This is a genomic window from Pseudofrancisella aestuarii, assembly GCF_003574475.2.
GTDB classification, from domain to species: Bacteria; Pseudomonadota; Gammaproteobacteria; order Francisellales; family Francisellaceae; genus Francisella; species Francisella aestuarii.
In genome coordinates, this window is sequence record NZ_QLIS02000001.1 from 143,015 (window position 1) to 156,588 (window position 13,574).

Genomic DNA, 13,574 nt, shown 5'->3' on the forward strand with positions numbered 1-13,574 from the left:
TGAGTGAAATATGGCAAAAGTAGCGGTAGTACTTTCTGGCTGTGGATATTTAGACGGGTCAGAAATTCATGAGGCTGTTTTAACATTATTATATCTAGAAAAGCAAGGAGTGGAGTGGCAGTGTGTAGCTCTTAATGAAGAGCAAAAGCATGTGGTAAATCATATTACTCAAGCTGTAGATGCAAAAGCTTCTCCACGTAATGTTTTAGAAGAATCAGCAAGAATAGCTAGAGGTAATATAGTAGATATTGCAACAGCTGATAGTGATGATTATGATGCTGTAATATTTCCTGGTGGATTTGGAGCTGCTAAGAATATTTTAGATTTTGCTTTTGTTGGAAATGAGACATATAAGATGAATGAAGATGTCCTTAAATTTGCAAGATCTTTTTATTTAGCAGATAAACCAGCTGGTTACATATGTATAGCTCCTATGATGATTCCTTTAATATATCCAGAAGGAACTAAGGCAACAATAGGTACTGATGAAAGCACAGCAGAGATATTAGAAAAGAAAGGGGCAAAGCATATACCTACCCTAGCAACTGATATTTGTGTTGATGAAACTGTTAAATTAGTTTCTACTCCGGCTTATATGTGTGCAAAAAATATTTTAGAGGCTTCTCAAGGAATAGAGAAGTTAGTTCAAAAAGTTGTTAGTTTTATATAATTTTTAGGTGAGAATATGGCTGGTCATAGTAAATGGGCAAACATTAAACATAAAAAAGCAAAAGAAGATGCAAAAAGAGGTAAGGTTTTCACTAAGCTTATTAGAGAGATCACTGTAGCATCTAGACTTGGTGGCGATGATAAAGACTCTAACCCTAGATTAAGAGCCGCAGTAGCAACAGCATTATCAAATAATATGAGTAAAGATACTATTGAGCGAGCTATTAAAAAAGGTGCTGGTGGTGAAGAGGGTGGAAATTTAGAAGAGGTAAGATATGAAGGTTATGGTCCAGGTGGTGTAGCTATCTTAGTTGACTGTATGACTGATAACCGTAATCGTACTGTCGGTGAAGTTCGTCATGCCTTTACAAAACATAGTGGTAACTTAGGAACTGATGGTTCAGTATCATATATGTTTAATAAAAAAGGCATTATCTCTTTTATCGAAGGTGTTGATGAAGATACTTTAATGGAAGTAGCATTAGAGGTTGGAGCTGAAGATGTGATAGCACATGATGATAGCTCTATAGATGTGATCACAACTCCTCAAGATTTCTCTGATGTACAAGAAGCTTTAGTTGAAAAAGGCTTTAATGCTGGATCAGCAGAAATAACTTTTGATGCTGATATTAAAGCTGATCTTGATTTAGAAACAGCAGAAAAAATCATTGCCCTTATTGATAGGCTGGAAGATCTTGATGATGTACAAAACGTTTATTCTAATGCTAATTTTTCTCAAGAAGTATTAGAGCAGCTCTCTTAGGATGTTCTAATAATATGATTATATTGGGTATAGACCCAGGTTCTCGAATCACTGGTTTTGGAGTAATAAAAGCTTTTGAAAATAAGCTTTACTATGTTGCTAGTGGTTGTATTCGTGTTACAGAAAAAGAAACTGCTAACAGACTAAAACAAGTAGCTGATGGTATAAATGAAGTTATAAAAATATACTCACCGACAGAGGCAGCTATAGAACAAATATTTATGTTTCAGAATCCTATGGGGGCTCTAAAGCTTGGTCAAGCTAGAGGAGTTGCTATGTGCACTTTGGCTAATAATTTTTTATCTGTTAGTGAGTACTCAGCAAAACAGGTTAAACAAGCAGTAGTTGGTACTGGTGGAGCAGCTAAGTCACAGGTTCAGCATATGGTTCAATCATTATTAGGTTTAAGCAAAAAGCCACAAGAGGACGCAGCAGATGCTTTAGCAGTTGCAATATGTCATTATCATAGTAGTAAAAGTTTAGCTAGATTAACAGGTGCTAGCAAAGTTACTAATAAACGAATAAAGTAGGATTGAACATGTCGATAATAATCATAGCTAATATTAAAGCTAAGAGTGATAAAATTAATTTTATAAAAGCAGAGCTTACTAAACTTATTGAACCCACGAGAAGTGAGCCTGGTTGTTTGCAATATAAGCTTCATCAAGATAATGATAATATTACACATTTTCTTTTTTATGAGGAATGGGAAACTAGAGAGTTTTGGGTAGAGCATTTAGAGAGTGAGCATATAGAAAAATTTAGATCAGCAACAGAAGGCTGTATTAGCGAATTTATTATAAATGAAATGACATTAAAGTCATAATCTTAAGGCGTAATCACATGATAGGTTTAATTAGAGGAAAACTTTTAGATAAAGATCCTACAATGTTATTAATAGATGTGAATGGTGTGGGTTATGAAGTTGCAGTACCTATGACAACTTTATATAGACTTGGTAATGTAGGTGAAGAAGTTACTCTTTATACACATTTTGTTGTTAGAGAAGACGTTCAGCAGCTATATGGCTTTAAGTCAAAGATTGATAAAAAAGTTTTTCAAGAGCTTATAAAAGTAAGTGGAGTAGGTGCTAGAACAGCAATAGCTATACTTTCAGGCATGGAGTGTAATACTTTACTTCATTGTATAGAAAATAAAGATTATGGACTTTTAGCTACTATCCCAGGTATTGGTAAAAAGACAGCAGAAAGACTAGTTATTGAGATATATGATAAGATGATAAAACTCTCTGGTGAAATATATGGCTCTTCACCAACAGCAGAGGGGCTAACTGTGGCAACTACTTCTATAAGTGTTACAGAAATTCATATGCAAGGAAATAGTATTTTCTCAGAAGCAGTTGATGCACTATTAGTATTAGGTTATAAACAAAAAGAAGCTGAAAAAATGATTCGCTCTTCAATAAATGAATCAAAAAGTGTTGAGGAGGCTATACGTAAAGCTCTTCAAGGTTCAATAAAGTCTAGGAAATAATCTCATAATTTTTAGCTCGACTTGTTAAAGGGTTTTTTGTTGCTCTATCTGCATACTTGTAATCAACAAATCTATTTAACAAATGAGGATCTCTATGCTCTGGAATACCGAGTCTAGTAGTTGAAATAATTTTATTTGGTTTATATCCGTAGTCAGCAATAAATAGATCACTATTAAAAGTCTTTTGATCCCAATCTTTTACTTTAATATTCAATGCTTTGCAAAGTAGAGTTTGTCCGGAGAGGAGTTTTTCTATATCTCTTACTTTATTATTTACACGAGGATTTAGCTCTAACATTATATTAACCATTTCTTTATTATTTATAGCTTCTGGAAAAATAATTGCTGATTTTATAAGAACAGCCGCACCATCGCCTTTTGCAGAAATGTTAAGAGAGTCATGACCTCTAGAGTAGTACATATAAATTGTGCCAGCAGGCATAAACATAGCTTTACGCTTTTCTGTATATCCTAAGGAACTATGGCTTGCTTTATCATCGATATCATAAGCTTCGGTCTCAATAATTTGAGCTTGTAAAAGCAAGTTATTGTATTTTCTACAGATTACTTTACCTATTAAGTCTATAGACAGTGACTTAGCATCTGTATTAAAAAAATCTGTATCTAATTTTAGCATCTATGATTTTATAAAATATCTATTGCTTTCGAATACTACAATTATGGTAATAAACAATCAAGAAATTAACCTTTATATGGCGTTGGCTAAGTATATAAATCCATAAGTATGTTAATATTGAGCATAGATGATTTTCTATTAAATTTTAGAGGCTACTATTTTGATTTCGATAGGTAAATACCATAATTTAAAAGTTTTAGATAAAAAAGCTAACTATATAATTCTTGATGCTTTAGAGCTGGGTGAAGCAATATTACCAGTGTCTGAAGGACAAAACTTAGAAACAGGGGATAATGTACAAGTTTTTTTATATCATAATTCTAATTCTGGGCTTGTAGCTACTATGAAAAGTGGTATACCAGCAGTCGGAGAAGTTGCTTACTTAAAAGTTAAAAGTATTGGGAAAATAGGTGCATTTTTAGATTGGGGATTAGATAAAGATCTTTTTGTGCCATTAGCTGAACAGCATAGACCATTTGAGGAAGAAAAATCCTATTTAGTATATTTGTATTTAGATAAGATTAGTGGACGAATCACAGCATCATCTAAGATAAATAAATTTATAAAGGATTACGCAGAGGGTGATCTAGAAGCTAATCAAGAGGTAGATCTTATCATTGCTAACTCAACAACTATTGGTCATAAAGCAATTATAAATAATACTTATTGGGGAGTGCTTTACAGCTCTGAAGTTTTTACAAGATTAAGCTTTGGGCAATCTATAAAGGGTTATATCAAAAACGTTCGTGATGATGGTCGTATAGATTTATCTTTGCAATTAGTTCATAAAGACTTAGATAAAAATGCTAGCTTGATTGAAGATTATCTAGTAACACACAGAGGATTTGCACCATTTAATGATAAATCTGATCCAGAAGCAATAAAAAGACAGTTTGGTATAAGTAAACTAGCTTTTAAAAGGGCTATAGGAACACTTTTGAAACAACAGAAAATTTCAATAAAAGAAGATGGTATTTATTTGAATAATTGATTAATGATTTTATTTCTTATTTTTCTCACGAGCAGCTTCTCTAGCTTGCTGCTTTTTAATTTTGTTTAATTTTGCTAACTCTTTGGCTTCATCACCAACGTGTAAAAAACCTTTTTCTGCTGCTAGTTGAGATTGCTTTTCACGTTCAGCAAAACGAGCTTTTTGCTTTTCACTAGCTTTATCATAACAATGATGGCAGCTTATACCTTTAACATATTCAGGACGCTTTTTATCCTCTTCTGTAATTGGCATACGGCAAGCAAAACATTGATCATAGTTACCTTTTTCAAGATCGTGGTTAACTGCAACTCTTGAATCGAATACAAAGCATTCACCTTCCCACATAGTTTCTTCTTTTGGCACTTCTTCTAAATATTTTAGGATTCCACCCTGTAGATGATAAACTTCATCAAAGCCTTTAGCTTTTAGTAGAGCGGTAGACTTTTCACATCTAATACCACCTGTACAAAACATAGCCACTTTTTTATGTTTTTTAGGGTCTAAATTCTCGTCGACATACTCAGGAAAATCACGGAAGTTTTCTGTGTGAGGATTTACAGCATTTTTAAATGTACCAATCTCTATCTCATATTCATTACGAGTATCTATAAGTAGAGTTTCAGGGTCGGAGATTAAAGCATTCCAGTCTTTTGGTTTTACATATTTGCCACAAACTTTATTTGGATCAATCTCATTAACACCTAAAGTTACGATCTCTTTTTTTAGTTTAACTTTTGAGCGATAAAAAGGCATCTGCTCATGGAATGATTCTTTGTGATCAATATCAGCTAAACGAGAGTCTGACTTTAAATACTCTAATAAACTATTTATACCATCACGAGTTCCTGCAACAGTACCATTGATTCCTTCATTTGCTAAAAGTAGAGTACCTTTAACATTATTCTTTATCATCACATCTAAAAGAGGCTGACGCATTGCCTCAAAGTCTTCTAATGTAACAAACTTATACATCGCACATACAACTATTTGTGACATATGTTTATCCAAGAAAATTATTTAATATTTTGAAAGTTGATATTATACATCATGTTAAAAATATTAAAATGCTTTTGAGTAATCTCTAAATTACAGAAGTTTTAATTTTCTATAGCTTTTTGAGAGTTACTGTTCTACTTTAAAGCCAGATGTTTTATCATTGTCAGATACTTTATCTTATATGAGTAAAACTAATGTTTTTTAAAAATCTTACAGCTTTTAAAATCACAGATGTAAATATTGACTATCTTGAAGAGTCATTAAATAAATTAGCATTTAAACCGTGTAGTAATTTGCAGAAATCTTCTAGAGGTTTCATAAATCCTTTTGTTAAAGATGATGAGAAGTGCTTATTTAGGTTTAATCACCTAGCAGCTTTTTGTTTACTAAATGAAGATAAGCTACTACCTGCTCAAGTGATAAATGAGCAAGCACAGGAACATATCGAAGAGCTTGAATTAACTAGATACGTTAGTAAAAAGGAAAAAACTCAAATCAAAGAAGACGTTGAGCAAAGACTTTTGCCACAAGCATTTAGTAAGTTTAAAAAGACCTTTGGCTATTTGGATTTGACTAATAATTATCTAGTAATAAATAGTGTATCTGATAAACAGGTTACAGAAGTTTTAGAGCTGTTACAAAGATGTGAACTTAAGTTTGAACCAGTTATAAAAGAAGAAACAGATATATTAACAACATGGCTTGTAGATAATGCCTATCCAGTAGATGTTGAGCTGGCAGATAAATGTAAGCTAACTAGTGCAGTAGGTGATAGTATCGCAAATATATCATGTCAGGGTAGCGGTATGCTGAATGATAATATTAAAGCTTTTATTGATAATGGTGGTTATATTACAGAGCTTGCTATAGTTTGGCGTGAGCAATTAGCAATGGTTACAAATACAAAATTTCAGTTTAAATCTATTAAATTCTTAGATGGAATCAAAGATTTAAATAAAGAAGATAACCATAGTCATGAAGCTGATCTACTTTTAATGGCTGATGTTTTTACAGACCTAATAAATACTATGCAGAGTTGGATGGAGACAGATTAATAAATAAATCATATATATATAAAATAAATTTCTTTCTTTAAAAGATTGTTTTCTAAATATTTTCTCTAGATGGTAATAATAAGTCCATTAAAATATAATTATTTTTTAATATCTAAATTGATAAATTTAAGGTGTGGATGTGAGTATAAAATATGAAAGATCGGATTTTTCAATGGCTACGCTTATTTCTGGAAATAATAAGTTTGAAAAATGTGCTGTTATATTAAACTTTCCAAATCATTTAGATATAAGGTTTAATAGTTTAGAAGATAAAGATAGGTTTAAAAAAGAATTCTGTAAAAAAGAAATGTCTAAAGAATTAAAAGTTATTAGACATGGTTTTTCAGATTTGTTACTTACATACTGGATAGCTTCATGTAATGAAGATGTGCCACCAAAGCTTGTTGCAGTTGTTACATTTACTTATGCATTTAGTGTTCAACGGTTACAAGAAGATACCTATCAAACTAAATTTAAAGAAATATATATAGAGTATCCGTTTTTTTATTATAACCATTTTTTTAGATCATTAATTAACGGTTCAGAATTTGTTTTTTTTGAAAATAGCCTTATTAAAATAAGTTTTTATGAGGAAAAGAAAGAATTTAAAAGTTATACTGGTAAAAATTCACAAAGAGAAACAGTTAAAAGATATTTTCATATTACTAATAAAAAAAATGATGTTGAGTTTCTAATAAAAGATATTTTCATAATTTTAAAAAAGATTAATTATTTTTTCACAGTAATTTTCCAAGATTTACCTATTGAGCCAGAGAGTGTTTATTTTTCATATAATGCTTTAGATTCATTATTATTAGAGCGTAAATATTCCAATGATACGCATGTATCTTTTGTGTTTCAGTCGTATATAAAAGAATCTATATTAAGATTATTTCATAATTTTTATAAAGAATATGATAGGTTAGAGTATAGTTGTTATGCTTTAGATATATGTAACTTTTCTAACTGGTCGAAAGAGGCTAGAAGTACTGAGCTAATATTTCTTTTTAATGGTTGTGCCCATGCACTAGATGATATTACTAATCAGACCTCTAAAAAGAATTCAAATACTCAATTAATGAATAAGTTAAAAATCATTCGTGACGAAAATAATTTAGATAAAGAGGTATATAAAGTTTTAGATGAGTTGATTGAATTTAAAAGAAATCAAAAAGATAATTATAGAAATCGTTTAAAAAGTTTAATAAAGAGTTTTGCTCTACATGATTTTAAAGATGTTTTATCTGCTGATGATAAAGAATATTTGAAACAAAAAAAACCAGAATTTTCAATTTTTCTAGATAGAAATTCATCTTCTATGTTTTTATATGATCTATTTATGAAAGAGCCTTGTTTACTAAATAAAATGGAAAATAAAACAATAAAAAATATAGTATCTGAAATAGTTGATTGTAGAAATAATTTATCCCATGGTAGAGATATAAAAAATATTAATAAACTTATTGAAGCATTTATAAATGTAAAAGTAATTTTACGTCTGGCTATCATAGATATTATTGATAATGAGAGTCTAATAAATAAAACCCATTTATGGTTAAAGAGTAGAGAAGAGTTATCTAGATATTATAAAAACATAGAAGAATAATATCTGAGATTTTTCATTTACATAATATTTGCTTAATATATGTAAATAAATTTTTCAGTGAAGTGGTTTTATAAAGCTAATGTTTCAGGTATCGCAGTGATATAAATACCAGCGACTCCTTCTGAATCTATCCACATCTTTTCAAACTTACTTGGATTTAATATAGTTAATCCATAAGGAGATTTAATATTTGTATGATGTGATGCAGGATCTATTAAAAATATAAGATCTTTATCTTCCGCCATCGTTTCTCCTAATTTTTGGTACCCAACAGCTAGTGCCCAGTGACCACCCCAGTCAAACCAATTTACTAATGTAGGTATACCTTTTTCTATATTTTCTCTTATCTGCTTTATATTTCCATTTATACCAGAGTGAATTTTGAGACTATATTTGCTTAGTATTTCAGCTAGCTTTTGAGCTCTTGTACCATAGATGTTTCCAGTATCAGCATCATTTGCAAATTCAAGTTCTGTTTGCTTGTTTACTTCTGAATCATCTAATAGCTCATAATAGTTGAGTAAGCTAATAGTCGCAGCTGGACCACAGGTTATTTCTGTAGATTGTTCATAGTGATTAATATCAAGTAGAATAATATTTTCATCAGATTTTAGATTATATAGTTCAGCAATTTCTTTAATTTTACTAATGCTAGAAAATTTAGGTTGTTTAATCATATTTTAAAACCATAAAAGAGGTTGGCTAATTATACAACTGTTTGGTAAAAAGCCAAGCTTTGGCTATGGTATATAATATGAATGTGTTTAAGATACTTTTAGTTCTGTTTTGCTGATTTTGTAGCATTAATAAAGAATCTACCAAGTAATGTGGCTCTATTTTTAAACTATGGATTACCAAAGATGGTGCATACGGAAGTGCTAAAATACCCAAGTGATACTGAGTACCCAACTTTAATACAAGCTGAACCTTATAATGCCAATGACTCTGAACCAAACCCAGAAGATGATAGTGATATTATGGGGGCTCTATGATTGAGACTAGAGGAAGAAAAGATCTGATTGAGCAAGGGCAAATCAGAGTAATGCTCGCTTTAGATTTCTTAGCTGATGAACTTTATACAAACAGACAAATCTTAAAAGAAGTGACTGGAATTACTTCATCACAAGGTATTGGTGGATTTATTAAAAGACTAGAAAAGCTAGGTTTTGCTAGAGAGATAAATCTACCAAGTGTGGAAGAACCAAATAAAACTTATAAGATAATAGGTATAAATTCTCAAGGTATGGCAGAAGTTAATTATATTGATAGAAGAGGTTTTGAGATAAGCAAGCTTAAACATAGTCAGCTATTACATAAGTTTCTTTGTCAGCAGATACATTTACAAGCAGTTAAACAAAATCATAAATATATCAGTGGTAGATGGCTAACAGATGAATGGTTTGGTGGTAAGAATATCAAAAGACCAGATGCTATTATCATTACACAAGATAATCAAAAGATAGCTATAGAAGCTGAGAGAACTATAAAAAGTAAATATCGCTATCAGCAGATAATAGTTCAATATCTAAAGATAATAAAAACTGGTCAAATTAGTAAAGTTAGATATGTAATGCCAGATCAAGCTAAAGCTCAAATGGTTGAAAAAGCTATCAAGTCAATAAAGTCAGTTACTGTTTCAACTAATGGGCAGAAACGACTGTTTAATCTGACTGATGAAGTTTGGAAGTGTTTGAATTTAAAATTATCTAACAAAAGATCTAAGTTGTAAGAGCCTTACTGCTTAATATTTGTTTTAATTATCATAATTAATCAAAATTTTTTTATATATTTTAATTGATATAATAATTCTCAAAAGCTTATATAAATTAAACGATATGACTCTTGAGAGAAAAGTAGCAAAAGTATTTAATCTAACAGATGATAACTGGATGAAGCACGCTAATCCATGGAGTGTTTGGACTAGGTATTCTGTACTTCCGTTGATTGTCTTAGCCTTTTGGAGTCGTATTTGGATAGGTTGGTGGTGTATTATTCCAGGGATTATTTCTTTGTTATGGATGTTTTTAAATCCAGTATTTTTTAGTAAGCCTAGATCAACAAAAAATTGGGCTTCAAAGTCTGTATTAGGAGAAAGAGTTTACTTAAATAGAGATCGTATTGAAATTCCTAATATTCATAAGACACCTCTATATACTATACTTAATACAATTTCTTCTATTGGAATGATATTAGCAATTTGGGCGATTATTTACTATTCTGTTTGGGGAGCTATATTTGGAACTGTGCTAGCTTATATAGGAAAAAGTTGGTATTTAGATCGTATGGTTTGGTTATATGAAACAATGAAATCAAAAAATAAAGAGTATCAAGATTGGGAGTATTAGATGAATTAATTTAGATCTTATATTTCTTGAGTTACAAGATTATGCTGTGTTCCTAAGTTTATTTTGCCATCAGTTGAGTAAATTTTAGATTCAATAATATCTCCGACCTTTAAATAATTATCTTGAGATTCTTGCATCTTTAAAAATAACTTCCATTTAATTTCATCAGGTAGAAGATTCCCCAAAAACTTTTTGATGCCACTTGGTGCTCTTAGAGCACAACCACAAGGTGTTCCTGTTGCAATTAAATCACCTTTATCTAGATTGTGTATTTGAGATAGTTCAGTGATGGTTTTTTCTATACCAAAAACTAAATCTTTTGTATTACCTTTTTGGCGATTATTACCATTTACTGTTAGCTCTAGGGTTAAGTCATTTAAATATTGGAATTCACTACTATCTAATATGTATAAGTATGGTCCAATAGGCCCAAAAGTACGAAAGCTTTTACCTTTATAGAACTGTATTTGAGGTATCTGAATATCTCTAGCACTAATATCATTAACGATAGTAATTGCTGCTAGATATTCATGTAAATTTTCTTGTGTAATATTTATAGTGCTATCTATATTTTTTCCAATTACTATACCAAGCTCAATTTCATAGTCTAAAAACTTTACAAGTGAAGGTTTAATAATATCTGAATTGGCACCACACATTGAACTTTCATCTTTACGAAATAGCATATTAAAATTCTTTTTATTAGGATTTATTCCTGACTCAATCATATGTTGTTTGTAATTAGCTCCAACACATAGAAATCGTTGATTTTGAGTGATGGGTGATAAAATTTTTATTTGAGCTAATGGTATAGAATCTTTTGCTATTTCATTTATATTATATTGTTTTAAATATGTAATTATTTCTGCTGTGGTTACACACTTATTTTTAAGTTTTAGCTCTTGTACATGACTAGAAGATTCTTCGTTGATTACAGCCCAGAATGGTAAATTATCACCTTTACAAGCTCTTAGTAATTTTATTCCCATATAAACCAAACTCAATATATAATATGTTATATGGATTATAACTTTTTTGTAAGTTATCAGCTATCTATATTATTCATAGTAAGGATTCTTCTGAGCTATTATAGATAAATAAGTATGTTAAGGTCATTTTCACTCTTTTAGAAAGTATTTATATATAAAATTAACTCATGCCAGCCCAACAGCTTCAGTATAGCCACTACTAAAAAAGTATTTCTAACTTCTAAAAAAACATCTAACCTTGCTAATCCATAAATACCTAGATAATCACTGTATAGCTTTAGCTAATGCGATGACTAAAATAGGCTCTTCAGCGTAATGCTTCGCATGATTAATACTTAGAAACGCTATTGTAAAAGATTTATATAGCCTTAAAGCTATCTAAATCAATTAGCGTTTCAGATAATAGTTGAAAATACTCATTTTTGATTTATATGATTGCTGATAATTAAGAACTTATTTTTCTAGATTAATGTATGCTAGATCGAGTAATATAATCTCTAAGAGATACTTACTTTTTTAAAAGATATCATTTAAGTAAATTATTGAAATATAAATTCTCAAATATTGTTTTTTAATTTTAAAGCGAAATTTTTAGGTGGGTTTATAGGTGGGTTTATAGGTGGGTTTATAGGTGGGTTTATAGGTGGGTTTATAGGTGGGTAGAAACAAAAAAGCCCGCTACAAAGTAGACGGGCTCTATGTTCATGGCGGAGAAAGAGGGATTCGAACCCCCGGACCTGTTACAGTCAACGGTTTTCAAGACCGCCGCTTTCGACCACTCAGCCATTTCTCCGAAGTGATAGGGTAAATTATACAAATATTTTAAGGCTTTTCAATAACTTTTATCTAAAAAAGAAAACTTTATCAAATCTTTGATTAATTGGCTTTTTAAAGGTGTTAAAAAAGTTTAGAATATAGTTTGTGGTGTATATAGCTCGTTATTAGGAAAATTTTAAAATGTCTAATTTTCATACTCATTCCCATTCGGATGATTTAATGATATTTAGTGGTAATGCATCTAAAAACTTAGCAAACAAAGTTGCTGATGCTTTAGGTGTAACATTAGGTAATGCTGTCGTAGATAAGTTTAAAGATGGCGAAATCCAAGTGGTGGTTAATGAGAATGTTCGTGGTAAAGATATTTTTATAATCCAATCTACTTTTCCACCAAGTGATAACCTAATGGAATTAGTTCTGCTTATAGATGCATTAAAAAGATCTTCAGCTGATAGGATTACAGCAGTACTTCCTTATTTTGGCTATGCTAGACAGGATAGAAGATCAAAATCAGCAAGGGTTCCTATCTCTGCTAAAGTTGTTGCAAATATGCTTCAAGCAGTTGGTTTGGATAGAATACTTTCTGTAGATATACATGCTGAGCAGATTCAAGGTTTCTTTGATATTCCTTTTGATAATGCTTTCGCAACAAAGATTTTCCTTGAGTATGTTAGAAATAATCCAGAAAAATACGATAACATAAAGATTGTATCTCCAGATATGGGTGGTGTTGTTAGAGCTAGATCTGTTGCTAAAAACTTAGGTGTAGAAATCGCTGTAGTTGATAAGAGACGCCCTAAGCCAAATGTTGCAGAAGTTATGAACATAATTGGTGAAGTTGACGGTAAGCACTGTATTCTAGTTGATGATATTATGGATACAGGTGGTACTATGTGCCAAGCAGCTACAGCATTAGTAGAGAAGGGTGGAGCCGCAAAAGTTTCAGCTTTCTGTGTGCATCCTCTATTGTCTGGAAATGCTATAGAGAATATTAACAATTCTGCGATAGATGAAGTTATCGTTACAGATACTATCCCTCTTAATGAAGCTGCAAGAAATTGTCCTAAAATAAAAGTTATTTCTCTAGCTCCATTGTTAGCTCAAATCATCAAAAAGACAAATGAAGAAGAGTCAGTTAGTGATATCTTTAGAATGGATGGTCTTATCGATTAATTTCTTGTAGTACTTTATTGAAGTTTCTATATTATTCTATTATAATTCACAGGTTAATCTAGGGTCGCATAGATTAACT

Annotated in this window: 16 protein-coding genes and 1 tRNA gene; 12 read left to right on the top strand and 5 right to left on the bottom strand. The window is 30.8% G+C overall.

All coding sequences use genetic code 11. The annotated features are described in order from the left end of the window. The first annotated feature begins 10 nt into the window (after positions 1–10). From elbB to ruvA, 5 genes are read left to right on the top strand one after another with little or no spacing between them, the layout of a single operon-like run. Positions 11–670 (top strand): isoprenoid biosynthesis glyoxalase ElbB, encoded by a 660-nt coding sequence (gene elbB / locus DNK87_RS00695; protein WP_119330695.1) that lies wholly within the window; start codon positions 11–13, stop codon positions 668–670. Between the two features lie 15 nt (positions 671–685). Continuing rightward, positions 686–1,432 (top strand): YebC/PmpR family DNA-binding transcriptional regulator, encoded by a 747-nt coding sequence (locus DNK87_RS00700; RefSeq protein WP_119330694.1) that lies wholly within the window; start codon positions 686–688, stop codon positions 1,430–1,432. 14 nt (positions 1,433–1,446) lie between these two features. Further along, positions 1,447–1,962, top strand: a complete 516-nt coding sequence (gene ruvC / locus DNK87_RS00705) for a crossover junction endodeoxyribonuclease RuvC (protein WP_119330693.1) — start codon at positions 1,447–1,449, stop codon at positions 1,960–1,962. Between the two features lie 8 nt (positions 1,963–1,970). Continuing rightward, positions 1,971–2,258 (top strand): putative quinol monooxygenase, encoded by a 288-nt coding sequence (locus DNK87_RS00710; RefSeq protein ID WP_119330692.1) that lies wholly within the window; start codon positions 1,971–1,973, stop codon positions 2,256–2,258. A gap of 17 nt (positions 2,259–2,275) precedes the next feature. Further along, the gene (ruvA, locus tag DNK87_RS00715) at positions 2,276–2,926 is read left to right on the top strand and encodes a Holliday junction branch migration protein RuvA (protein WP_119330691.1); all 651 of its coding nucleotides are present in this window, start codon (positions 2,276–2,278) and stop codon (positions 2,924–2,926) included. Here ruvA and DNK87_RS00720 read toward each other — a convergent pair. Then, complete coding sequence (locus DNK87_RS00720; protein WP_119330690.1) at positions 2,916–3,563, bottom strand: DNA-3-methyladenine glycosylase; 648 nt, start codon at positions 3,561–3,563, stop codon at positions 2,916–2,918. The genes ruvA and DNK87_RS00720 overlap by 11 nt on opposite strands. 160 nt (positions 3,564–3,723) lie before the next feature. Here DNK87_RS00720 and DNK87_RS00725 point away from each other — a divergent pair, with 160 nt between their 5' ends. Continuing rightward, a complete protein-coding gene (locus DNK87_RS00725; protein WP_119330689.1) occupies positions 3,724–4,554 on the top strand; it encodes a CvfB family protein in 831 nt (276 codons plus the stop codon). 9 nt (positions 4,555–4,563) lie between these two features. Here the strand turns inward: DNK87_RS00725 and trhO are convergent, their stop codons facing one another. Beyond that, positions 4,564–5,550: an oxygen-dependent tRNA uridine(34) hydroxylase TrhO gene (gene trhO, locus DNK87_RS00730; RefSeq protein ID WP_119330688.1), complete on the bottom strand. Its 987-nt coding sequence runs from the start codon at positions 5,548–5,550 to the stop codon at positions 4,564–4,566. 194 nt (positions 5,551–5,744) lie between these two features. On the opposite strand from trhO, the gene rdgC reads away from it, so the two are divergent. Then, complete coding sequence (gene rdgC, locus DNK87_RS00735; RefSeq protein WP_119330687.1) at positions 5,745–6,605, top strand: recombination-associated protein RdgC; 861 nt, start codon at positions 5,745–5,747, stop codon at positions 6,603–6,605. A 139-nt stretch (positions 6,606–6,744) separates the two neighbouring features. Continuing rightward, positions 6,745–8,211 carry a hypothetical protein gene (locus DNK87_RS00740; RefSeq protein WP_119330686.1) on the top strand — a complete coding sequence of 489 codons (1,467 nt, stop codon included), beginning with the start codon at positions 6,745–6,747 and terminating at the stop codon, positions 8,209–8,211. A gap of 68 nt (positions 8,212–8,279) precedes the next feature. On the opposite strand, the gene DNK87_RS00745 is transcribed toward DNK87_RS00740, so the two are convergent. Beyond that, on the bottom strand, positions 8,280–8,888 hold the full coding sequence (locus DNK87_RS00745) for a C39 family peptidase (RefSeq protein WP_119330685.1): 609 nt from the start codon (positions 8,886–8,888) through the stop codon (positions 8,280–8,282). 150 nt (positions 8,889–9,038) lie between these two features. Between DNK87_RS00745 and DNK87_RS08945 the strand changes: the two genes are divergently transcribed. From DNK87_RS08945 to DNK87_RS00755, 3 genes are all read left to right on the top strand, one after another. Beyond that, positions 9,039–9,203 carry a hypothetical protein gene (locus DNK87_RS08945; protein ID WP_162523376.1) on the top strand — a complete coding sequence of 55 codons (165 nt, stop codon included), beginning with the start codon at positions 9,039–9,041 and terminating at the stop codon, positions 9,201–9,203. Further along, a complete protein-coding gene (locus DNK87_RS00750; protein ID WP_119330684.1) occupies positions 9,200–9,940 on the top strand; it encodes a TriL protein in 741 nt (246 codons plus the stop codon). Before DNK87_RS08945 ends, DNK87_RS00750 begins: the two co-directional genes overlap by 4 nt. A gap of 106 nt (positions 9,941–10,046) precedes the next feature. Next, positions 10,047–10,556 carry a DUF6653 family protein gene (locus tag DNK87_RS00755; RefSeq protein ID WP_119330683.1) on the top strand — a complete coding sequence of 170 codons (510 nt, stop codon included), beginning with the start codon at positions 10,047–10,049 and terminating at the stop codon, positions 10,554–10,556. Between the two features lie 17 nt (positions 10,557–10,573). On the opposite strand, the gene DNK87_RS00760 is transcribed toward DNK87_RS00755, so the two are convergent. Together DNK87_RS00760 and DNK87_RS00765 are read right to left on the bottom strand one after the other, a co-directional pair. Further along, entirely contained in the window at positions 10,574–11,545 is a 972-nt protein-coding gene (locus DNK87_RS00760; protein ID WP_119330682.1) for a fumarylacetoacetate hydrolase family protein, read from the bottom strand. Positions 11,546–12,250: 705 nt separating this feature from the next. Then, positions 12,251–12,338 (bottom strand) — tRNA-Ser (locus DNK87_RS00765). Between the two features lie 164 nt (positions 12,339–12,502). Here DNK87_RS00765 and DNK87_RS00770 point away from each other — a divergent pair. Beyond that, positions 12,503–13,495 carry a ribose-phosphate pyrophosphokinase gene (locus DNK87_RS00770; RefSeq protein WP_119330681.1) on the top strand — a complete coding sequence of 331 codons (993 nt, stop codon included), beginning with the start codon at positions 12,503–12,505 and terminating at the stop codon, positions 13,493–13,495. Positions 13,496–13,574: the final 79 nt, after the last annotated feature.